The sequence below is a fragment of the Nitrosopumilus ureiphilus genome, from assembly GCF_013407185.1.
Taxonomy (GTDB): Archaea; Thermoproteota; Nitrososphaeria; order Nitrososphaerales; family Nitrosopumilaceae; genus Nitrosopumilus; species Nitrosopumilus ureiphilus.
This window is the reverse complement of record NZ_CP026995.1, coordinates 87,041-107,880: the sequence shown is the minus strand read 5'-3', so window position 1 is coordinate 107,880 and position 20,840 is coordinate 87,041. Positions and strand designations below refer to the sequence as shown.

Sequence of the window (20,840 nt, the reverse complement as noted above, 5' to 3'; positions counted from 1 at the left end):
AGATATATCATCTTAGAAATTAAATTCAGACATGGTATGCTTCTGTGGCTGTGAAACATATGAGAAAAATGAGGATGGATTCAAAATTGCATGTGTAAAGTGCGGACACGGACCTCAAAATCATGACGAGGAATTTAGAGCCGCTGCAAGAAAGAATGAATCACAAAGTCAAAAACGTGATGCAGACTTTGGATGATTATTCACCAATTATTTTAACTAAAACTCTTTTTGGTCTTTTACCATCAAATTCTCCATAGAAAATTTCTTCCCATGGTCCAAAATCTAATTTACCATTAGTTATTGCAACTACAACTTCTCTTCCCATAATTTGTCTTTTTAGATGAGCATCAGCATTGTCCTCACCAGTTTTGTTATGATCGTATTGATCAGTTGGTTCGTGTGGAGCTAATCCTTCCAACCATTTTTCATAATCGTGGAGTAATCCGCCTTCATTGTCATTAATAAAAACACTTGCAGTGATATGCATAGCATTTACAAGACAAAGTCCTTCCTGAATTTTACTTTTTGTAACAAGATTTCTAATATCATTCGTAATATTGACAAAAGCTCTTCTCGTTTTAATGTCAAAAGTGAGATATTCTGTAAGAGATTTCATATTTTTTAGTTCAAATTAATCATTAAAAACCTAGGGCAGGCTCAGAACTCAAGATCCTCATCATCATTTCAAAGGGATAGGTTCATCACTGCCTGCAAGGCTGATTTGGGCAAATAGTAATTGAGTCTTTCAAGATTGGTGAACCAGCGGATCAATCTTTACCATATGTCATTTTGTGATCTCTCCGACCCTGATTAATTCTATTGTATGTTTATCATAATCGACCCTGTAAATCATTCGATCGTCATGTCCTAATTCATATGCATATACTTCCATAGATGATTTGTAGACTCCTAATGACTCGGGTCTATCAGAATAAGCAAGTTGTATTAATGCTTTCTTGACTCTCTCTTGCCTGACAGAACCTAACAATTTGTATTGTTTTTTGAATTTGCTTTTTCTGTCAAATTCCCACAATCTAATCGTTTTCTAAATCTTTTATGAGTTCTTTAATATTTTTGAAATGTTTTGGCTTTTCTTTACTAGATGAGTATTCTTTAATATCTGCTATCTCCTCAGGAGTAAGGTCATTTGATTTCTTTGTTTTTGCAGAAGACTGCATGTTTTAAGTTAGTGTTTGTTTCTAATAATGTTTTAGAAGGATGTTGTACCATTACTAGTCAAGCCACATCCTCTCAGAAGTCTACAAATGAAAATATGATTATAACAATGGAATTATGCAAAAAGAGGTTTTGAATAGTACCTTAAATTCTAAGAATGTTTGTTCAAACGTGTTTTTGAGACATATTTTGTTACAATATAGAATGAAGACAGGAAGTACTTTTCCATAATATTATAAATAGCCAATAGTTCAATCATTCAAAATGGTTGCAATTGATTCTCCGGCTTCATTGGAAAGTTTTAGAAGATTTATTATTTCAAGTACTTGTAAATCCTATGCTCCACGTAGTTATTTGGAGGATTCAGAAGTATTTGCCGAAAGAGAAGATAGTCTGGGTGCAATTTACGTTGAAGCTGCAGATAAAGTAACTTTGAAAAAAATAAGAGATATTACATTTGTTAATGCAAGAGATATTCTTGGAATAATCTATAATTCAAAAAGTGGAAACACGTCTTTGAAATGGCGTCAATTAAGACGAAACAACGGTAAAGTTTCAGGTGAAGCTTCTGCAAATTCTCTTACAAATCTAGCAGAATCAGGTGTTCTTACTTTAGATTGGGTTGAAAACTATCTAAAGAAAAAAACAGAAGAAACGAAGACTAACGAAGTCACAAGCTAAACTCTTTTCTTTTTGTAGATTAAGATATCATTATGATTACAAAGACTATTGATGAGAATTCAATTTCAGTCATACCAGAAGATTCTGATGATCTTTTGAATCTACGACGAATTATTAAAAAAGATGACAAAGTAATAGGAGATACAACAAGAGTTCTAAAACAAGACAAAGATTATTCAAGACCAGACAAAGGAGAAAGAATCAAAGTTAGAATTGCATTAACTGTAGAAAAAATTTCACTTGATGATGTTTTAGACAGATTAAGGGTTGGTGGAACAATTTATGAATCAAGTAATGAATCAGTACCCCACGGATCACACCATTCATTTATCCTAAAAATAAATGATGGAATTACAATTTCAAAGAAAAAATGGTCTCCCATTGAGAAGAAACTTTTAGAATCAAACAATAATCAAATTGCTTTTGTACTTGTAGCAATTGACACTGCTGATTGTGGAATTGCAAGATTAAGAGGAACACATTTAGAATTTATGCCAAATATTTATTCAGGATCTGGCGGTAAAAGATACAAAACCAATTTTAATATTGAGAAATTCTTTGATCAAGTACAACAAGCAGTATTCTCTATTTCTAAAAAAGAAGACTCTATAGTAATTTTTGGTCCTGGTGAAACAAAAAAAAGATTTGCAAACTTTATTGAAAAATCACAAAAATACAAAATTCAGGTAGTTGAAGGAATAGATTCAGGTGGTGAAGATGGAATATACACATTTACAAAATCTCAAGCAATGCAGGAAATAATGTCTGAGAGTAAACTAGCCAAAGCTTCATCCATAATTGATAAAGTCATGCTGCTTGCAAATAAAAAAAGCAACAAGTTTACGATGGGATTTGATGAAACTTTTAATGCAAATCAAATGGGTGCAGTTGAATCTCTTGTATTCTCAGATAAAGCAATACAAGAAAATGATGAGCAAAAAATTATGGATTTTCTCAATGACGCTGAAAGTAAAGGAGTAAAAATTTACAGTGTTGATGCATCCACAGATATCGGTCTTAGAGTTACAGGTTTGGGAGGAATAGTTTCCTTATTACGATATGCAATTGAATCTTAGTTGGTAGAGTCAATTAACCAATTAAGATATGATCTGTTAATTGAAGTAACATCAACTTCTATTATTTCAGGAACATCATATGGATGAGTTTCCAAAATTTTCTTTTTTAATAGTTTTTTATTTTTTGTCATTGTTTTGAAGATGGCAAGATATTCAGATGTATTTTCAATTTTTTCATTCCAAGAATAAATTGATGAAATTTTTGAAATGTTGACACATGCCACTATTTTATTTTTTACAAGAGCATTTGCAATTTTTGAAATTGATGTTTTATCAGGATATGTTGAGATGATTATTACTGGTTTCATAGTAAACGATAAATGTACGTTCTTTAAAAAATTAACAATTAGTTTGGAACTTGATTTTATTACTCAGAATTCGATTATCTATGTCTTAATTGCATGGGTTGTGATAGTTATTATCGCAAAAGCTCTAAAATTAGAAAAATATGGTTTTGAAATAAAGGCTTACAGTTTAGTGTACAAAAACAAAGGTGTCAACTCGGTTCTAAACAGAATTCTCAATAGAACCAAAAGAGGGATCAGAGTTTTTGCAGATACAAGTGTTATTGCAGGTTTTATTATGATGGGTTTTGCATTTTGGTTTTTGCTCAATAATGTTTCAAACTTTTTTGTTGCACAGTCTGAATTTTCAGAACTAACAGTCCTAATCCCAGGAGTGACATTAACATCTGCATCATCAATTACATATTTTTTACTATCAATTCCGATTGTTCTTGTAGTTCATGAAGGAGCACATGGAATAGTTGCTGCTTTAGAAAAGATAAAAATCAAAACAGGAGGTTTTGCAATATTTATCGCAATGTTTGCTGGATTTGTAGAGCCAGATGAAGAAGAGTTTGAAAAGGCAAAAAAGATTTCAAAATTAAGAGTAATTGGTGCAGGTGCAACATCAAATGTAATTTTTGCATTTGTTTTGGGCCTCATTTTATTAACAAATCCATTTTTTGCAATGGTACTGCCAGAACCACTTCTCAGTACATTTTATGAATTACCTGATGGAGTTTTGATTCTATCAATCATAGAAAACTCAGGAGCTGAAAAAGCAGGATTACTTGCAAATGACATTATTACATCAATTAATGGAATACCGATCTTTAGTCCAGTTGATTTTCCTAGTTTGAATCCAGGAGAAACAGCAAGTGTCACAGTGCTAAGGGATAGTCAAACATTGGAATTTGGTGTTGAAATAATTCCATCTCCTGAAGATCCTGAGAGAGGGCTTATAGGAATTATGAGAGACAATACATTTGCTTACAAACCAATAATGAATTTCATTACATGGAATGATCCCAATGTTTCAATGTTTTTGTTGTGGTTATGGATGATTTCATTTTTCATAGGAATAATTAACATGCTTCCTCTACCAATATTAGATGGAGGAAAATTCATTCATACAATTATTGATAAAAAGATCTCAGATAAATCAGTCAATGTTGCCATGTGGGGAATTTACGCATTCACGTTTACTCTATTTGGGCTTAATATCGCATTATCATATCTTAAATCAGGATGGTTTACAATCTAAAAAAAACTTGGATATATTTAATATAAAGTCAAATTTGATCTATACCAAATGAATGATGGTAAAAATGATATAACTGATTTAGAAAAACTTCATAAAAAATTAAGAAAACATGTAGTTGCTCAAATAAAAGAATGGGATAGTTTTGTTTATGCATCAGATAATGGATTCTATCAAGGATATGAAGAGATCAAAATTAATGGTTGTAGACCTACAGAAGAGAGATTTACTAGATACAAAATTGATAAATATCTTTCAAAAGAAAAAATTGCTTTAGATATTGGTTGTAATTGTGGATTCTTTACAATTCATCTTTCAAAATTTTTGAAATATGTTGATGGAGTTGAAATAAACCCATATTTAACAGATATAGGAAATGATACAAAAGAATTTCTAGATATAAATAATTTAGATTTTCATACTTCAGGTTTTGAAGAATTTTCAACAGATAAAAAATATGATATTATATTTTCATTAGCAAATGACAATACAATAGATGGAAAAACAAAATTTACATTTATGGAATATATTAATAAAATTCAAAATTTGTTAAAACCAAATGGTTTATTGATGTGGGAAACCGTTTCAATGGATACCTATGATCCGGAATTATTTGATCCAAAACGAAAGTTGTTTGAAGAATTTTTTGATTTATTAGAAGAAAGAATGGTTAAGTCAGAATATCCAGTAAATGTTCCTGAAAGAAGGTTTTTAGTTTTACAAAAAAAAGATTAACTCATAGAAAAATAATTCCTATTTTAGAAATTCTTACATGTTATTGATTAATTAAACGATTCTTTTAAACTATAAATCAAAGGAAGTAAATTTTCAAAATCATGAGGAAGTATTCAAAATTTTCAGATAATGTTTTCACATCAAAAGCAAATGTTTTATTTTTTTTAAAATCAAAAATTAAAAAATCTGAAATAGAGGAATTTTATATATTTACAATAAATGATTGGTTAACCAGTAAATCTAAAATTTTAGAGGATATCTCAAATTTATTTAAACAAAATATTGTAATTCGTAGTTCTGCAATTGGTGAAGATTCAATTGAATCTTCAGAAGCTGGAAAATTTGAAAGTTTTTTGAATATAAATTCAAAGTCAAAGAATGAAATAGAAAAAACAATTTCAAAAGTGATTTCTTCATATGGGGAAAAAGGGAATGATAATAAATTAAATCAGATTCTAGTCCAAAATCAAACTGAAGACATCATTACCAGTGGAGTTATTTTCTCTCGTACTCCAAATATGGGTAGTCCCTACTATGTAATAAATTATGAAGATGGTGGATCTACAATTGGTGTAACACAAGGTTCAGTAAATAATATTATCAAAATTTTTAGGAATGCAAATGAAAGGACCATTCCAAAAAAATGGAAACCATTAATTGATTCGATTAAAGAATTAGAACAAATTTTATTCAATTCTTCTTTAGATATAGAATTTGGAATTTCTAAATCTAATAAAATTATAATTTTTCAAGTACGGCCAATAACATCCATTAATTATATAGATTCACAATTAGATTCAAAAATTGAGAAATTAATAAAAAAATTACAAATCCAATTTACAAAATCATCCAATTTTGATTCTAAAGAACATCATATTTTTTCAGATATGGCAGATTGGAATCCTGCTGAAATAATTGGAAATAATCCAAATCCATTAGATTATTCTTTATACAATTTTTTAATTATGAGAAATGCTTGGTATAAAGGACGAATGAAGGTAGGTTATAGAGATCCTAAGAAAAGTAATCTGATGGTAAAATTTGGAAATAAACCATATGTTGATATCAAAAAAAGTTTTGAGTCATTAATTCCTTCTACTGTAAATAGTCATCTAGCAAAAAAATTAATGAGATTCTATGTCAAAAAATTGATTTCAAATCCTGAGTTACATGATAAAGTTGAATTTGAAATTCTTATAACATGTTATGATTTATTAACAAAAAATAAATTAAAAAAATATAATTTTTCTAATAAAGAAATTAATTTTTTAGTACAAGCACTAATTGATTTTACAAATAAAATTTTTCAAAATTTTAACAAAAATTTTGAGGATTCATTAAATTCAATTGAAAAGATGAATCAAAATAGAAAAATTATTTTAAAAAAAATAAATAAATCTAAAAAAAATTATAAATCACTTCTTAAAAACGCTGAAGAATTATTAATAGATTGTAAAGAATTGGGAACTATTCAATTTTCATCGATGGCTAGAATAGCGTTTATTACTTCTACAATATTAAGGAGTCTTGTAAAATCAAATCATATTGAACAGCAATTTTTAGATGATTTTATGAATACATTAAAGACTCCACTTTCTGAATTCAGAAATAGTGTAATTGATTATTCTCAAAATAAAATATCAAAAAATTCACTTTTAAAAAAATATGGACATCTTAGACCTGGAACTTATGATATACTTGCAAAAAGATATGATGAACAGAATGATTTTCTCAATCAAATTAAATTTAAAAAAATGAAAAAGCCAGAATTTAAACCTCCTAAAAATTTATTAAAAATATTAGAAAAAAATCATATTTATTCCAATGATGACTTTTTAACAATTATAAAAAATTCGTTTATTATAAGAGAACGATTAAAATTTGAATTTACAAGAAATCTTAGTGATGCAATACAGTTAATTATTGAAGCTGGAATTAAGTTAAATTTTTCACGATGTGATTTGTCTTATTTAGAAATTGATTTTATCATTACAACATATAAAAAATATAACAAAAAAGAATTAATTGAAAAATGGAAAAATAAAATTAAATCTCAAAAAATTAAAAAATCTCTTTATGATTATTTGATTTTACCTCCATTAATTTCCTCTAAACAAGATTTTGAAATAATTTCATATTATCATGCAAGACCAAATTATATCACTTCTAAATCCATCATAGGTGATATCTTGAATTTTAAAAAATCATCTGATCTTTCTTTAAATGGAAAAATTGTTTTATTAGAGAATGCAGATCCAGGATTTGATTGGATTTTTGCAGAAAATCCATCTGGGTTAATTACTAAATATGGAGGAGTTGCTTCTCATATGGCTATCAGATGTGCTGAAATTGGATTACCAGCAGCAATTGGTTGTGGAGAATTAATTTTTGAAGAGTTAGTAAATTCTTCAAAGGTTTTACTAGATTGCTTAAATAATGAAATTACTGTTTTAGAAAATTTGAAAATAAATAAATTTGTTGAAGAAAGGAAAATTTTAAAATCTTTAGGATATATTAAATAAATTCTCTAAAATATGTTCAACTTTTTAACTGTATACGATCATCAAAGATTATGAGCTTTAAAAAAATTGGGATATCATTACGCATAGTAAAAGATCCTAATTACGGTGAAAAAAGAGATGCTATTAGTCATGATTGGCCACGATTATTTGAGAAGTTAGACATGGTTCCAATTTTTATTCCCAATGTATTATCAAATGTTGAATTATTTTTAGATCAACATGAATTAAATGGAATAATATTATCTGGTGGAGATGATCTTGGGTGTGATATTGAACGTGATCGTACTGAAGAAGATTTGTTAAAGTATGGAATTAAAAATCATCTACCTGTTTTAGGAGTTTGTAGAGGAATGCAATTGATTAATAATTATTTTGGTGGAAAAAATATAAAAACAGATAATAAAAAACATGTGAATTCAGATCACGTTGTAAATATTGTACAGAATTCTTATTCAAAAAATTTGGGGAAGAAAATTTCTGTAAATTCTTATCATAATAATATAATTGCTGTAGAAAATATTGGTGAGAAATTAGAACCATTTGCTAAATCGGATATTGATGATACTATTGAGGGATTAATTCATACTGAATATGATATTACAGGAGTAATGTGGCATCCTGAAAGAGATCTTAATAAAACAAATCAATTATTGTTAAAAAAAATTTTTAGCAATGGACAATAAAATGAAAGCCATTATTCTTGCTGCAGGGCAAGGACAAAGATTACGTCCTTTAACAAATGATAAACCTAAATGCTTGGTGAAATTATTTTCTAAATCATTATTAGATTGGCAAATAAAAAACTTTCACGATTTAGGAATTTTTGATATTTCAATTGTGAAAGGATATAAAGCTCAAACAATAACAATTGCGAATGTAAATTATTTTCTTAATTCTAAATATGAAGAAACAAACATGGTTGAAACGCTATTTTGTGCAGAAAATAAGTTAGATGGTAAAGTCATAATTTCTTATGGAGATATAATTTATGAAAAAAATGTCTTAGAAAAATTGGTAGATGATGATTTTGATATGTCTGTAATCATAGATAAAAATTGGAAAGAGTATTGGAAAATGAGATTTCAGAATCCATTAAATGATGCTGAAAGTTTAATTCTAGATGACAAAGGATTCATAAAAAATATCGGACAGAAAGTTAACGATATTGAACGAATTCAAGGACAATATATTGGATTGATGAAATTTCAAAATTCAGGCACAACGATTTTGAAGGAATTTTATAAAAAAGCAAAAAATTTGTCAAAAACAGGCTCAAATCCACTTAATTCATCCATACCATTTCAGAAATCATACATGACAGACTTACTTCAAGGTCTAATAGATGAAGGACATAAAATCAAATCTATTCCAATAAACAATGGTTGGTTAGAATTAGATTCTATAAATGACTATAATTTGTATAATAAAAAATTTAATGATAACACAATATCCGAATTAATAAATTTAGAAAAATTATAATTAATTTAGTTTCAAAAACATATAACTTAATAAAAAAACCATGAATTAGCTACATATGAATTCATACAAAGATTACAATATTATACTAATCAATATTGATGGATTTCGTAAAGATAAGATTGATTATTGTCCCACATTAAAATCTCTAAAAGAAAATAGTTATTATTTTTCTAAAATGAATACTGTTGCGCCCTATACTTTTGCATCTCTTCATTCAGTATTTACTGGAATGTATCCTTCCAAGCATGGAGTAAATGGATATTATAATATTTTTGAATTTAAAAAAGATTTCATTACAACATTGCCTGAAATTTTAAAAAAATCTGGATATTATACTTCATGTGATATTATTAGTGAGGTTGTTATCCCTAAACAAGGATTTGATGAATGGAATATTTTTGATGAAAAGTCAGTAAATTTTGTCACAAGGCATACAGAACTTATAAAGAAATTGTCTAAAAAAGAAAAATTTTTTCTTTTTTTACATTATACTGAGGTTCACAAACATTTAGTTCGTGAAATAATACAGAAAGATAATGAAGAATTGAATGATAATTTCTTTGAATCTAAAGAAGAAAATCATAAAAGATTGGATTCTTATTTACCAGACTGTGATAGTTATGTTAAAGCAATCCAATCTTCATTGAAAGAATTTGACATTGATGATAAAACTATTCTAATCTTTTTTGCAGATCATGGAACAAGTATTGGAGAGAAAGAAGGAGAAAAATTTTATGGAGTATTTACATATGATTATACAATCAATGTATTCAGTATTTTTCACATACCTAATTCCATCCCTAAAATTATTGAGAAACAATGTAGAACAATTGATCTTTTTCCTACTATTAGAGAATTGATTGGGCATGTTCCTTCTGAAAATTTAGAAGAAATTCAAGGAGAAAGTTTAATTCCACTTATTGATGATCCAAATGCTAAAAATAGAGATGTTTTTGTTGAAACAGGTGGATTGTATGGACCTTGGCCATCTCCACACAAACATAATGTTTTTTGTGTAAAATTTGATGATCATAAATTAATTTACAATGATACTCCTCAAACATGGGAATTTTATGATCTACAAAATGATCCCGATGAAAATAATAATTTGTATAATCCAAATTCAATAAAAATCAAAAGATACAAAGAACGATTATTATTTTATTTGAATCAGAATAAAATAGATACAAATCTTAGAAGTTAATTTTTTATTGTTTGTAATTTTTTATAAATAATTTTAGCTACTAATTCATTACCCTGTTTAGATAAATGACCACCATATTGATTATCATCAGAATATAATTCATCTAAGTTATCTACTTTGAGAAAGTTTTTGGTCACATCAATAAAATGCAATCCATTTATACCATTAATTGTTGTTATAAAATTTTGATAAAAATGAAAATTTGATTTTATAAATTCCATATCATCTTTTTGAGGAATAAACATAAAAATGGATATAAATTGCTGATCAAAACTAAATTTTGAAAAGCGTTCCAAGATTTTTTCAAATAAAATAAGAGTATTTGAGTCTTGAAATAATTTTATTCTCCATTTCAGATTTATTTCCATTATCACTTTCATAGGTTTCCATTCAAATTTTGAAACATCTTTACCTAATTTCCTATAAAAGTAAATTTTTGTAATCCATTTTAAAATTAATAAATTTCTTGTTATATTTTTAAATATGTTAAAAGAATATGGGAAAGAAATTTTTTCTTTAATAAATTTTTGTTTGAAAAAATAATCAAATTCCTGAATTTCTTTTAGATATTTTTCATAATTATCAAATTTTTGTTTTTCATCAATTATGTTTTTGATTAATTCAATTTTATTATCTTTTAAGATAAATCTAGGTTTGAATGCAAAAGTATTGCCATATTCATAATAATGCTTCCATAAACTCACGATTCTACATATTGTATCAGGTACTACAGCTAAAATCACTATATCAGTTTGATTTTTAGAATATTCTCGTTCAAGTCTTAAAATACTTTGATCAAGTCCATAATTTCCAACTCCAAAATTTTGTACATTTGTTTTTTCTAATTTTGATAAATAATGTTCCCATGTTTCATTATCATTCACTTGTCTACAAAATGTAAATGAATCACCAAAACACGATATAGAAGATTTTTGATTTTCAAATTTTGGGTTTGTTCTAGCTCCAATTTCATTAATACTCCAAAATGTTTCTCCATCTTTACCTTTTTCATGATTAGAAGTATTTGATTTTCTAATCCATCCTAATTTTGAATCATAACCATGCTGGAAGAATTTTTCTAAACCATCTTTAGATAATTTAGGTGTTTCATCTTTTGAAATTATCAGCCATTGAAATTTTTTATTTACTAGTTTAACCCAAATTTGAATTAATATTTCTACGATGAACCAAATAATCAATATCCAAAAAATTACTGTTATTTGGTAAAAATCCATTTTATTTGTTTGAAATACATAGAATTAAACTATTTTATTTTTTTATTTTATATATCATATTTCCTAAAGAATCATTAATGGAAAAGAATCAATAATTTCATGATTTGTGATAGTTGTGAAAACCCAGCTGTCTATACAAGAAAATATTCAGGTCAAAAATTATGCTCAACTTGTTTCTCAAACTCTATTGTTAGAAAGACTGCTAAAACTATTTCAAAATATAATATGATTAAACATAATGACTTAGTAGCAGTTGCAGTATCAGGAGGAAAAGATTCTCTGGCATTACTGAAAATCATTAATGAAATGGCATCAACTCATAGTTTTAAAATTAAAGCAATTACTATTGATGAAGGAATTCCAGGATATAGAAATGAGGCATTAGAGATTGTTGAAAAGTTTTGTGCTGAACTAAATGTAGAACACAAAGTTTACTCTTACAAAGATTTATTCGAATTAACACTAGATGAAGCCCTAGATTTACGAGAAAATGAGAAAACTTCATCATGTTCAATATGTGGAACCCTTAGAAGGAGAGCAATAGATTATGCAGCTAAAGATATCGATGCAGATGTTATTGCAACAGGTCACAATCTAGATGATACATTACAAACATTTGTAATCAATATGCTTTCAGGAGACACAACAAAAATTGGGTGGATGGATCCTGATACGTCCTCAAATTCTTTAAGAAAAATAAAACCATTTTGTGAGATATATGAATCCGAAATAGTGTTTTATGCATTTACAAATGATATTCCATTTCAATCAGAACCTTGTCCACACATGAATGAAGGAATAAGAACAGAGATTCGTGAATTTCTAAATTCACTAGAAACTAAACACAGTGGAGTTAAAAATAATTTGTATCAATCAATTCTCAAAGTTTCTCAAATTGTAAAGACTACAAATCCAAAAGAAAAAACAGTTTGTGAGAAATGTGGAACTGAATGCACTGGAAACATATGCTCAGTATGTAATATGGTTTTAAAACTGAAAGAAAATCAAACCTAATGCAAATATAGCATACTTTGTTTTAGAAAAAATGGTAGTAGGTAGGATTAGGGTGCCAGCCGTGCCCTGTTCTGAAACCGGCTATATGCAGAGATCAGCAACTGTTGGGTAAATCTCTAGATGGGTAATTCCCGCTTGGTGTGCGGAAATGAAATCACGCCGAGGCGGGTGGTTGCAGGACTAGAAATATTCGAAGGGATAACTTCTAAGACTGAACCATCGAAAGGGATGAGGTCCGGGAGGGAGCAATCCTAAGGTGGGGCATCCACGCTTCCTCGTCAACGTGGCGGATCTTGTATGCCTTGAAATGGGGCTATTCGTCTAGACTGGAGCCAGCAGATCTACTACCTTTATAATTTAAATCAAAACTGCTAGATCATGGAAGGAATTATCTCATTTGGGAATAAAAGAAAATATGAAGATTTTAAGAAACAAATTCCCAGTTCAGTTTTACCTCTTTTTGACTCCATTAGAGAATTTTGTTTCTCTTTAGGAGAAAATGTAGTTGAAGACATTAGGATGCACAGAGTTGTTTTTTGCAAATCAATTACTTTTAGATGGTTTGCAGATGTAGAACCTCAAAAAGAAGGAGTAATTATTAAAATTCAAAAAAGTAGAAAAGAACCAATACAAATTATTCAAATAAGCAAAGAACAAAAAATTTTAGAGTTTGGTAATATCATTAAAGAAGCATTTGAGAAAATTAATTAATATGCAACATCAAATTTTGAAAATTCTCCAGTGAATTTTTCATTTCGTATTTCTACATCCTCAACAATTGCATTTGCAGGTCCACCATGAGCCCATTCAACTAGTCTGGTAACATTTTCTGTGTTCCCTTCTAAAACAGCTTCAACACGACCATCTTTCAGATTTTTGACCCAACCAGACACATCATTTTGTTTTGCTTTAGCTTTTAATGTCTGACGAAAAAAAACTCCTTGTACTCTACCCGTTACAAAAATTCTAATTCGTTGTTTTGACATTAAAAATAGATTTCAAAGAGTCATTAATCAATTTTAGGTTAAAGAGAAACTACTTTCTTTCTTTAATTCTAGCTCTACCAGTCTTTCTAGCTGCAATACTTCCTACTTTTGCACCAGGAGGAGCATCTCTTGAAACAGTTGAGCTTTGTCCGACGTGTTGATGACGACCACCACCATGTGGGTGAACATATGCTGCTTGAGCAACACCTCTGACAATTGGATATTTCTTTCCTTTAGCCTTAAAACTACGCCATTTGTTACCTGCACTCATAAAGTGTCGTTCACTTGCTCCACCACCAGCAAGAGTGCCAATCATGGCTCTATTCTTTGGATTTAGTGTAGTAAATCTTCCAGATGGTAGTTTAACAGTAACTCCCTCATCACCATGAGAGAAGATAGTTGCATTAGTACCTGCAGATTTAACTATAGCGCCACCATCTCCAAAATGCTTTTCAATATTACAGACAATTGTACCGTCAGGAATATTTTGAACGCTTATTACATTTCCTTTCTCAATTTTTGATTTTAATCCAAATTGTAAAATTTCACCTACTTTAGCTCCAAGAATTGCTGGAATGTATGAAACAGATCCATCTTCAAATCGAATTTTAGTCAATGGTGCTTCTCGTCCACGTTCGTGAACCAAATCGATAATTTCACCTTCATGTTGTTCAGCAAGTGGAAAACGAGGATAATTTGCCTTGGAGCCTACTTTACCAGTAGACGTAGACCTAAACTGCATGCCTCCACGGCCACGTCTTCTAACTAATGGTCTCTTACCCAAGTTGATCGTTTCCTACGTAAAGAGGATTTTAAGCTTGTGATGTCTATTGTAAGTTAAGAAAATTACCACAAAGGTATAAAAATTAGACAAAGGGCATTTCTGTATGAGCCAAAGTGGTCTTTCCCTCAAAGTTCTCGAAGCATATACCAGAGATGTTGGGAGAGGAGTAGCAAGAATCGATTATGATTCCATGGATACTCTAAATGCTTCTACAGGCGATGTTATAGAAATTAAAGGTAAAAGAAGAACGGTTGCAAAATGTCTACCTTTGTATCCATCTGATGAAGGAAAAGGAATTATTAGAATTGATGGACTTGGAAGAAATAATTCAGGAATTGCAATCGGAGATACAATTTCTGTTAGAAAAATAAAGGCAGTTGCTGCAGAAAAAGTAGTAGTTGCTCCATTAGAGGCAATTCCTCCAATTGATGAAAGGTATCTTGCAGATGCTCTAGAAAGTGTTCCTTTGATTAAAGGTGACAATGTAATGGTTCCATATTTTGGTGGACGTTTAACTTTTCAAGTTATTGGAGTTACCCCCGCAGCTGATGCTGTTTTAGTTACTCAAAAAACTGTTTTCCATATTGCAGAAAAAGGAGAAACATTGCGTGGAGTTCCACAAGTAACCTATGAAGACATTGGTGGTTTAACAGATGAGATTAAGAAAGTCAGAGAAATGATTGAGCTTCCATTAAGACATCCAGAGATTTTTGAAAAGTTGGGAATTGAAGCACCAAAAGGTGTCTTATTGTATGGTCCTCCCGGAACAGGAAAGACATTACTTGCAAAAGCAGTAGCCAATGAAAGTAATGCGCATTTTATCAGTATCTCAGGTCCAGAAATTATGAGTAAGTTTTACGGAGAAAGTGAAGCTAGACTAAGAGAAATTTTCAAAGAGGCAAGAGAAAAATCTCCATCAATTATCTTTGTTGATGAAATAGATTCTATTGCACCAAAAAGAGAAGAAGTTACTGGAGAAGTTGAACGAAGAGTTGTTTCTCAAATGTTGTCATTAATGGATGGTCTAGAAGCTAGAGGAAAAGTAATAGTAATTTCTGCAACAAACAGACCAAATGCAATTGATCCTGCACTTAGAAGACCGGGAAGATTTGATAGAGAGATTGAGATTAAAGTTCCAGACAAGAAAGGAAGAAAAGATATTCTTGCAATTCATAGTAGAAACATGCCGCTATCTGATGATGTTAATATTGATAAAATTTCAGCAGTCAGTCACGGTTATGTTGGAGCAGACTTGGAATATCTCTGTAAAGAGGCTGCAATGAAATGCTTGAGAAGATTACTACCTATTCTTAATTTAGAAGAAGAGAAAATTCCTCCAGAAACTTTAGATAAATTAATTGTAAATAATGATGATTTCCTCAAAGCTTTGATTGAAGTTACTCCATCAGGTATGAGAGAAGTTTTCATAGAAAACCCAGATGTAAAATGGGATGATGTTGGAGGATTAGAAGAAGTCAAACGTGAGCTACAAGAGGCCGTTGAATGGCCTATGAAATATCCTGGCCTTTATGATAAATTAGGACATACTATGCCAAGAGGAATCTTACTTCACGGTCCAAGTGGAACAGGTAAGACATTACTTGCAAAAGCAGTAGCTACACAAAGTGAAGCCAACTTTGTTTCTGTTAGAGGCCCCGAGCTTTTATCAAAATGGGTAGGAGAATCAGAGAGAGGAATTAGAGAGATTTTCAAAAGAGCACGTCAATCTGCTCCATGTGTTATATTCTTTGATGAAATAGATTCTATTGCACCAATAAGAGGAGCAGGTGGAGAAACAGCAGTTACTGAAAGAGTTGTCAGTCAATTACTTACAGAATTAGACGGAATGGAAAATATGCACGGCGTTATTGTGTTAGCTGCAACAAATAGAGCAGATATGATAGATCCTGCATTATTAAGGCCTGGACGATTTGATAAGATTATTCAGATTCCACTTCCAGATAAAGAGAGCAGAAAGAGCATCTTGAAAATCAATGCAGCAAAAATTCCAATAATGGATGATAAAAGTGATCCTCAACATGTAGATATTGAGAAAATTGCTGATCTAACTGATGGGCTCAGCGGTGCAGACACAGCATCTATTGCAAATACTGCAGTATCTCTTGTAATTCATGAATTTTTAGATTCACATCCAGATGAGAAAGATATTGAGAAAACTACAATTGATGCCAAGGTTACTATGAAACACTTTGAAGAAGCAGTAAAAAAAGTCAGAGAGCAAAAAGATCTAAAATTAGGCGAAAAACTAGTGGCTTCCTATTACAGGTAGTTTTAATTAAATAACAAATCTAATTCTCATAAATGTCAGAATACAGAGGATATGAGGGTAATTCGCTAGAATTTCTAAAGGCAAATAAAATTGCAGTAGGCGATTCTGTCAAGATTATTGCAGATATTGCGTATTCAGGCATAATAATGCCAAGGTATGAACATAGTGATGACAAACACATTGTTTTGAAATTAAAAAATGGATACAATGTAGGGTTAGAAATTGCTGAAATTAAGAACATTGAGAAAAATCAAGATACAGAAAAAATAATTGAAAAAAGTGAAAGAATAGAAAAAATTGAAGGATTGCCAAAAATTTTACTGTTATCAACTGGAGGAACAATTGCAAGTAAGGTTGATTATCGAACAGGCTCAGTAACTCCTGTATTAACAGCTGAAGAACTTAATGCATCTGTTCCAGAGCTTGCAAAAATTGCCAATATTGATGCAGAGGTAATATTTTCAGAATATTCTGAAAATATACAACCTGAACATTGGTTACAAATTGCTAAAAAGATAAATGAATATTCTAAATCAGATTATGCTGGGATAATTATTGCACATGGTACAGATACCATGCATTATACATCATCATTTCTTTCATTTGCATTGGCAGGATTTTCAATACCAATTGTACTTGTAGGTTCTCAAAGATCTTCAGATCGTGCTTCATCTGATGCAGCATTAAATTTGATTGGTGCAACAAAATTTATCACTACAAGTAATACTAAAGGTGTCTATGTTGTGATGCACCATGATGAAAATGATGAAACAATTGCATGTCATATAGGAACTAGAGTAAGAAAAAACCATACTAGCAAAAGAGGTGCATTTCAAACAATTGGGGATAATCCTGCATTCATAATTGCAGAAAATCAAATTCAAAAAAACATTAAAGAAGATTTTTTTAAAATAAATGAATTCTATCCAAGAATTAACCTAGATACTAAAGTTGTATTAGTGAAATATCATCCTGGATATGATCCAGGTTTATTAGAAAAAATTATTGAAATGGGTTACAAAGGAATAATTTTTGAAGGAACAGGATTAGGCCATATAGGAAGGACAATGTATGATAGTGTAAAAAAAGCAAATGAGAAAGGAATTTTTCTAGGTATGACTTCGCAATGTATTGATGGTAGAGTTCGAATGACAGTTTATGAGAGTGGTCGTGATTTGCTTAATTTAGGTATAATTCCATTAGAAAATATGATTCCAGAAGTAGCATTAGTTAAGACAATGTGGGCAATAGGAAATTCACGAAATATTGAAGAAATAAAGAAAATTATGCTGAGAAATATTGCATCAGAGATATCAAATTAAGAGAGGAAATAAAGTGTCAGAATTTTCTATAAGTGATATTGGATTAAAAGTAGGACTAGAAATTCATCAACAATTAGCAACAAACAAAAAATTATTTTGTAATTGTAAACCAATTGAATCAGAAGAATATTCAATTAAATTTCAAAGGAAATTGCGTGCAGTTAAGAGTGAATTGGGAGAATATGATCCAGCTGTATTATTTGAAAAATTAAAATCAAAAACAATAGTCTATTATGCAAATTCAGAAAGTAGCTGCTTAGTTGAACAAGATGAAGAGCCACCTCATAACTTAGATAATGATGCAAAAGATCTTGCACTTGTAATTGCAACATCGCTTCATTCAAAAATTTTTAATGAAATTTATCCAATGAGAAAAACTGTAATTGATGGTTCAAATACAACAGGATTTCAACGAACCATGTTAATTTCACAAGGAGGGCAAATTGAAGTTGATGGTGAGAAAGTAGGTATACAATCAATTTGTCTTGAAGAAGATGCAGCAAAACTTCTTGGAGATAAGGGAAACATTAGAGAATATAGCTTGGATCGACTTGGTGTACCTCTTTTAGAGATTGCATTAGATCCTGTAGAAGGAGATTCTAAAAAAATTAAAAAAATCGCATTATCTTTAGGTAGGCTATTACGAAGTACCAAAAAAGTAACAAGAGGAATTGGATCGATTAGACAAGATGTCAATGTTTCAGTAAAAGATGGAGGGGGAGTAGTAGAAGTAAAAGGGGTTCAACAATTAGATCAATTGGAAAAAGTAGTAGAATTCGAGGCTAAAAGACAGTTTGGATTAGTAAAAATTGCTGAAAAATTAAGGAATTCAGATTTTGAAGGAATTTCAAAAAGAGAAAATATTTTTGATATCACTGAAAATTGGAAAAGCTGTAAATCTAAAATAATTCAAAAAGCATTAAAAGATAATTCAATTATCAAAGCAATAAAAATTGAAAATTTTTCTGGAATGTTTGGATATACACCATTTGAAGGAATTAGATTAGGAAAAGAGATAGGACAATTAGTAAAGTTTTATGGTATTGGAGGAGTTTTTCATTCTGATGAACTACCAAACTATGGAATTGAAGAGGACGATATTTTAATTGTAAGAAATATTTTAAAGGTTAATCAAAACGACGCATTTTTAATTATTGCAGCTCCTTCTTCAAAAATAGATTTTGCAATTAATTCAATTATCAATAGATTAGAAGAAGCCAAAAAAGGAGTCCCTGCAGAAACTAGATTGGCTACACAGACTGGTGAAACAGTATTCTTAAGACCACGTCCAGGTGCGTCAAGAATGTATCCTGAAACAGATATCCCGCCAATTTCAATTACAAATCAAGAATTAGAAAATGCTACAAAAAATATTCCAAAATCATGGGATGAATCACTTTTAGAGTTACAAAAAAAATATGAATTGAATTCTCAGCTTTCTGAGCAAATTTTTGATTCACGCTATATTGAATTGTTTGAAAAAATTGTTGGAAAAATTAAAGTCAATCCTACATTTGTTGCATCAATTTTATGTTCTACAATTACTAATTTAGAGAGAAACGGTCTAAATTCTAAATTATTAACAGAAGAGAACATAGTAAAATCATTTCAACTATTAGCAGAAGGAAAAATTGCAAAAGAATCAATTGAGATAATTTATGAGAGTATCATGTCTGGCAAATCTCAAACAATTGATGAAGCATTGAGAAATGCGTCAATTGAGACTATTGATGAAGTAAAAGTAGAAGAAATCATCGTGGATGTAATTGAAAAAAATCAAGAAATAGTCAAAAATCAAAAAGAACGATCAATTGGGCCATTGATGGGAATTGTTATGAAGGAATTAAGAGGAAAAGTTTCAGGCGAAATAGTAAATAATCTTCTTTTAAAAAACATTAAGAAAAAATTAGGAAATATTTGAACAAAATGCGGGAAGTGGGATTTGAACCCACGAACTCCTAGAAGATAAGGATCTGAACCTTACACCGTTGACCAGGCTGGGTGACTCCCGCATTATGAATTTTTGAAATCTAGAATAAGTTTCTTTATTATACTATGAAAAAATAATCTAATCAATCAAGTGAAAAAATGGAGTTTAACGAAGTATATTGTTCAAATTGTAAAAAAGTACTTGGACAATATAATGTAAAATTCTACAATGATGAAAAAGTAAAGGAATTATTGAATACGACTCATTCCTCTCATGTTAGGAGTGGACATCAAGTAAATATTAGAAAACTTGTAAAAGACTAAACTGAATTAATTTTTTCTATAGCTTCTGAAAGAATTGAAATTCTATGTATTTTATTTTCAGAAATATGTTGATTCCAGGGTTGTGAATACAGAACTACTTTTTTTTTATTTTTAAGAAATTTTAATGCATTAAGTGGCGAATCGTCAATAAAAACATCATAATCCAAATCGGCTTTCATCGGTCCATCAATTACAGATACATAATTATCAAAAGATATGTTGTGATGATTAAGCCAACTTTTTACAAAAGAATCAGTAGAACGTTCTCTCGCAGTAACAATATCTACCTGACCTATTTCTAAAAGATTTTTTGTAACAGAGGATAAATTCTCTTCAGTTGGAGGTATAGAATTCCAATTTTTCCAGCAAGAACTTAATTCCGTATAGAAATCATATTGATTGATTTGGTGGTTCTTCCAGAAATCCCAATCAGTTATATCATATTTTGAGATTTTAGGTCGAATTGTATTACTATAATTTAACCAAGGTATTATTACGTCAGCAAGTACACCATCAACATCTAAAGCAATTTTCATTT

The 20,840-nt window shown here is 29.8% G+C and carries 23 protein-coding genes and 1 tRNA gene; 15 read left to right on the top strand and 9 right to left on the bottom strand.

Translation table 11 applies throughout. The features are described from left to right. Positions 1–31 precede the first annotated feature (31 nt). Positions 32–196 (top strand): hypothetical protein, encoded by a 165-nt coding sequence (locus tag C5F50_RS00615; protein ID WP_179371809.1) that lies wholly within the window; start codon positions 32–34, stop codon positions 194–196. Here the strand turns inward: C5F50_RS00615 and C5F50_RS00610 are convergent, their stop codons facing one another. The 3 genes from C5F50_RS00610 to C5F50_RS00600 form a co-directional block, all read right to left on the bottom strand. Beyond that, positions 197–616: a secondary thiamine-phosphate synthase enzyme YjbQ gene (locus tag C5F50_RS00610; RefSeq protein WP_179371808.1), complete on the bottom strand. Its 420-nt coding sequence runs from the start codon at positions 614–616 to the stop codon at positions 197–199. A 168-nt stretch (positions 617–784) separates the two neighbouring features. Further along, positions 785–1,033: a type II toxin-antitoxin system RelE family toxin gene (locus tag C5F50_RS00605; RefSeq protein ID WP_179371807.1), complete on the bottom strand. Its 249-nt coding sequence runs from the start codon at positions 1,031–1,033 to the stop codon at positions 785–787. A 1-nt stretch (position 1,034) separates the two neighbouring features. After that, positions 1,035–1,178 carry a hypothetical protein gene (locus C5F50_RS00600; protein WP_179371806.1) on the bottom strand — a complete coding sequence of 48 codons (144 nt, stop codon included), beginning with the start codon at positions 1,176–1,178 and terminating at the stop codon, positions 1,035–1,037. Between the two features lie 262 nt (positions 1,179–1,440). On the opposite strand from C5F50_RS00600, the gene C5F50_RS00595 reads away from it, so the two are divergent. Together C5F50_RS00595 and C5F50_RS00590 are read left to right on the top strand one after the other, a co-directional pair. Further along, a complete protein-coding gene (locus C5F50_RS00595) occupies positions 1,441–1,857 on the top strand; it encodes a hypothetical protein (protein ID WP_179371805.1) in 417 nt (138 codons plus the stop codon). Between the two features lie 32 nt (positions 1,858–1,889). Beyond that, positions 1,890–2,933 (top strand): mRNA surveillance protein pelota, encoded by a 1,044-nt coding sequence (locus tag C5F50_RS00590; RefSeq protein WP_179371804.1) that lies wholly within the window; start codon positions 1,890–1,892, stop codon positions 2,931–2,933. Here the strand turns inward: C5F50_RS00590 and cutA are convergent. After that, positions 2,930–3,241, bottom strand: a complete 312-nt coding sequence (cutA, locus tag C5F50_RS00585) for a divalent-cation tolerance protein CutA (protein WP_179371803.1) — start codon at positions 3,239–3,241, stop codon at positions 2,930–2,932. The genes C5F50_RS00590 and cutA overlap by 4 nt on opposite strands. Before the next feature lie 88 nt (positions 3,242–3,329). On the opposite strand from cutA, the gene C5F50_RS00580 reads away from it, so the two are divergent. From C5F50_RS00580 to C5F50_RS00555, 6 genes are all read left to right on the top strand, one after another. Next, complete coding sequence (locus tag C5F50_RS00580) at positions 3,330–4,481, top strand: site-2 protease family protein (RefSeq protein ID WP_179372849.1); 1,152 nt, start codon at positions 3,330–3,332, stop codon at positions 4,479–4,481. Positions 4,482–4,529: 48 nt separating this feature from the next. Then, positions 4,530–5,213, top strand: a complete 684-nt coding sequence (locus C5F50_RS00575) for a class I SAM-dependent methyltransferase (protein ID WP_179371802.1) — start codon at positions 4,530–4,532, stop codon at positions 5,211–5,213. A 101-nt stretch (positions 5,214–5,314) separates the two neighbouring features. Continuing rightward, positions 5,315–7,735, top strand: a complete 2,421-nt coding sequence (locus tag C5F50_RS00570; RefSeq protein ID WP_179371801.1) for a PEP/pyruvate-binding domain-containing protein — start codon at positions 5,315–5,317, stop codon at positions 7,733–7,735. A 50-nt stretch (positions 7,736–7,785) separates the two neighbouring features. After that, positions 7,786–8,418, top strand: a complete 633-nt coding sequence (locus C5F50_RS00565; protein ID WP_179371800.1) for a gamma-glutamyl-gamma-aminobutyrate hydrolase family protein — start codon at positions 7,786–7,788, stop codon at positions 8,416–8,418. Position 8,419: 1 nt separating this feature from the next. Next, positions 8,420–9,214 carry a phosphocholine cytidylyltransferase family protein gene (locus C5F50_RS00560; RefSeq protein ID WP_179371799.1) on the top strand — a complete coding sequence of 265 codons (795 nt, stop codon included), beginning with the start codon at positions 8,420–8,422 and terminating at the stop codon, positions 9,212–9,214. Between the two features lie 55 nt (positions 9,215–9,269). Next, entirely contained in the window at positions 9,270–10,418 is a 1,149-nt protein-coding gene (locus C5F50_RS00555) for a sulfatase family protein (RefSeq protein ID WP_179371798.1), read from the top strand. On the opposite strand, the gene C5F50_RS00550 is transcribed toward C5F50_RS00555, so the two are convergent. After that, entirely contained in the window at positions 10,415–11,653 is a 1,239-nt protein-coding gene (locus tag C5F50_RS00550) for an SGNH/GDSL hydrolase family protein (protein ID WP_179371797.1), read from the bottom strand. The genes C5F50_RS00555 and C5F50_RS00550 overlap by 4 nt on opposite strands. 99 nt (positions 11,654–11,752) lie before the next feature. Between C5F50_RS00550 and C5F50_RS00545 the strand changes: the two genes are divergently transcribed. Together C5F50_RS00545 and C5F50_RS00535 are read left to right on the top strand one after the other, a co-directional pair. Next, positions 11,753–12,667: a TIGR00269 family protein gene (locus C5F50_RS00545; RefSeq protein WP_179371796.1), complete on the top strand. Its 915-nt coding sequence runs from the start codon at positions 11,753–11,755 to the stop codon at positions 12,665–12,667. 378 nt (positions 12,668–13,045) lie between these two features. Next, entirely contained in the window at positions 13,046–13,378 is a 333-nt protein-coding gene (locus C5F50_RS00535; protein WP_179371795.1) for a hypothetical protein, read from the top strand. Here C5F50_RS00535 and C5F50_RS00530 read toward each other — a convergent pair. Beyond that, positions 13,375–13,653, bottom strand: a complete 279-nt coding sequence (locus C5F50_RS00530) for an acylphosphatase (RefSeq protein ID WP_179371794.1) — start codon at positions 13,651–13,653, stop codon at positions 13,375–13,377. The two genes, C5F50_RS00535 and C5F50_RS00530, sit on opposite strands and share 4 nt — an antisense overlap. Before the next feature lie 49 nt (positions 13,654–13,702). After that, positions 13,703–14,437 (bottom strand): 50S ribosomal protein L2, encoded by a 735-nt coding sequence (locus C5F50_RS00525; RefSeq protein ID WP_179371793.1) that lies wholly within the window; start codon positions 14,435–14,437, stop codon positions 13,703–13,705. A gap of 103 nt (positions 14,438–14,540) precedes the next feature. Here C5F50_RS00525 and C5F50_RS00520 point away from each other — a divergent pair, with 103 nt between their 5' ends. Genes C5F50_RS00520 through gatE form a run of 3 tightly spaced genes read left to right on the top strand, consistent with a single transcriptional unit; the run spans position 14,541 to position 19,970 of the window. Beyond that, positions 14,541–16,727, top strand: coding sequence for a CDC48 family AAA ATPase (locus C5F50_RS00520; RefSeq protein WP_179371792.1), 2,187 nt, complete (start codon positions 14,541–14,543; stop codon positions 16,725–16,727). Positions 16,728–16,759: 32 nt separating this feature from the next. Continuing rightward, a complete protein-coding gene (gatD, locus tag C5F50_RS00515) occupies positions 16,760–18,049 on the top strand; it encodes a Glu-tRNA(Gln) amidotransferase subunit GatD (RefSeq protein WP_179371791.1) in 1,290 nt (429 codons plus the stop codon). A 13-nt stretch (positions 18,050–18,062) separates the two neighbouring features. Continuing rightward, positions 18,063–19,970: a Glu-tRNA(Gln) amidotransferase subunit GatE gene (gatE, locus tag C5F50_RS00510; RefSeq protein ID WP_179371790.1), complete on the top strand. Its 1,908-nt coding sequence runs from the start codon at positions 18,063–18,065 to the stop codon at positions 19,968–19,970. A gap of 6 nt (positions 19,971–19,976) precedes the next feature. Here the strand turns inward: gatE and C5F50_RS00505 are convergent. Continuing rightward, positions 19,977–20,061: transfer RNA gene (locus tag C5F50_RS00505), tRNA-Leu, on the bottom strand. Between the two features lie 76 nt (positions 20,062–20,137). Here C5F50_RS00505 and C5F50_RS00500 point away from each other — a divergent pair. Then, positions 20,138–20,302 (top strand): hypothetical protein, encoded by a 165-nt coding sequence (locus tag C5F50_RS00500; RefSeq protein WP_179371789.1) that lies wholly within the window; start codon positions 20,138–20,140, stop codon positions 20,300–20,302. Here the strand turns inward: C5F50_RS00500 and C5F50_RS00495 are convergent. After that, a complete protein-coding gene (locus tag C5F50_RS00495) occupies positions 20,299–20,838 on the bottom strand; it encodes a 5' nucleotidase, NT5C type (RefSeq protein ID WP_179371788.1) in 540 nt (179 codons plus the stop codon). The two genes, C5F50_RS00500 and C5F50_RS00495, sit on opposite strands and share 4 nt — an antisense overlap. Positions 20,839–20,840: the final 2 nt, after the last annotated feature.

What these genes read in the sequence shown, in the direction of transcription:
- C5F50_RS00615 (WP_179371809.1), top strand. Translation starts at nt 32, where the DNA reads ATGGTATGCTTCTGTGGCTGTGAAACATATGAGAAAAATGAGGATGGA.
- C5F50_RS00610 (WP_179371808.1), bottom strand. Translation starts at nt 616, where the DNA reads ATGAAATCTCTTACAGAATATCTCACTTTTGACATTAAAACGAGAAGA.
- C5F50_RS00600 (WP_179371806.1), bottom strand. Translation starts at nt 1,178, where the DNA reads ATGCAGTCTTCTGCAAAAACAAAGAAATCAAATGACCTTACTCCTGAG.
- C5F50_RS00595 (WP_179371805.1), top strand. Translation starts at nt 1,441, where the DNA reads ATGGTTGCAATTGATTCTCCGGCTTCATTGGAAAGTTTTAGAAGATTT.
- C5F50_RS00590 (WP_179371804.1), top strand. Translation starts at nt 1,890, where the DNA reads ATGATTACAAAGACTATTGATGAGAATTCAATTTCAGTCATACCAGAA.
- cutA (WP_179371803.1), bottom strand. Translation starts at nt 3,241, where the DNA reads ATGAAACCAGTAATAATCATCTCAACATATCCTGATAAAACATCAATT.
- C5F50_RS00575 (WP_179371802.1), top strand. Translation starts at nt 4,530, where the DNA reads ATGAATGATGGTAAAAATGATATAACTGATTTAGAAAAACTTCATAAA.
- C5F50_RS00570 (WP_179371801.1), top strand. Translation starts at nt 5,315, where the DNA reads ATGAGGAAGTATTCAAAATTTTCAGATAATGTTTTCACATCAAAAGCA.
- C5F50_RS00565 (WP_179371800.1), top strand. Translation starts at nt 7,786, where the DNA reads ATGAGCTTTAAAAAAATTGGGATATCATTACGCATAGTAAAAGATCCT.
- C5F50_RS00560 (WP_179371799.1), top strand. Translation starts at nt 8,420, where the DNA reads ATGAAAGCCATTATTCTTGCTGCAGGGCAAGGACAAAGATTACGTCCT.
- C5F50_RS00555 (WP_179371798.1), top strand. Translation starts at nt 9,270, where the DNA reads ATGAATTCATACAAAGATTACAATATTATACTAATCAATATTGATGGA.
- C5F50_RS00550 (WP_179371797.1), bottom strand. Translation starts at nt 11,653, where the DNA reads ATGGATTTTTACCAAATAACAGTAATTTTTTGGATATTGATTATTTGG.
- C5F50_RS00545 (WP_179371796.1), top strand. Translation starts at nt 11,753, where the DNA reads ATGATTTGTGATAGTTGTGAAAACCCAGCTGTCTATACAAGAAAATAT.
- C5F50_RS00535 (WP_179371795.1), top strand. Translation starts at nt 13,046, where the DNA reads ATGGAAGGAATTATCTCATTTGGGAATAAAAGAAAATATGAAGATTTT.
- C5F50_RS00530 (WP_179371794.1), bottom strand. Translation starts at nt 13,653, where the DNA reads ATGTCAAAACAACGAATTAGAATTTTTGTAACGGGTAGAGTACAAGGA.
- C5F50_RS00520 (WP_179371792.1), top strand. Translation starts at nt 14,541, where the DNA reads ATGAGCCAAAGTGGTCTTTCCCTCAAAGTTCTCGAAGCATATACCAGA.
- gatD (WP_179371791.1), top strand. Translation starts at nt 16,760, where the DNA reads ATGTCAGAATACAGAGGATATGAGGGTAATTCGCTAGAATTTCTAAAG.
- C5F50_RS00500 (WP_179371789.1), top strand. Translation starts at nt 20,138, where the DNA reads ATGGAGTTTAACGAAGTATATTGTTCAAATTGTAAAAAAGTACTTGGA.
- C5F50_RS00495 (WP_179371788.1), bottom strand. Translation starts at nt 20,838, where the DNA reads ATGAAAATTGCTTTAGATGTTGATGGTGTACTTGCTGACGTAATAATA.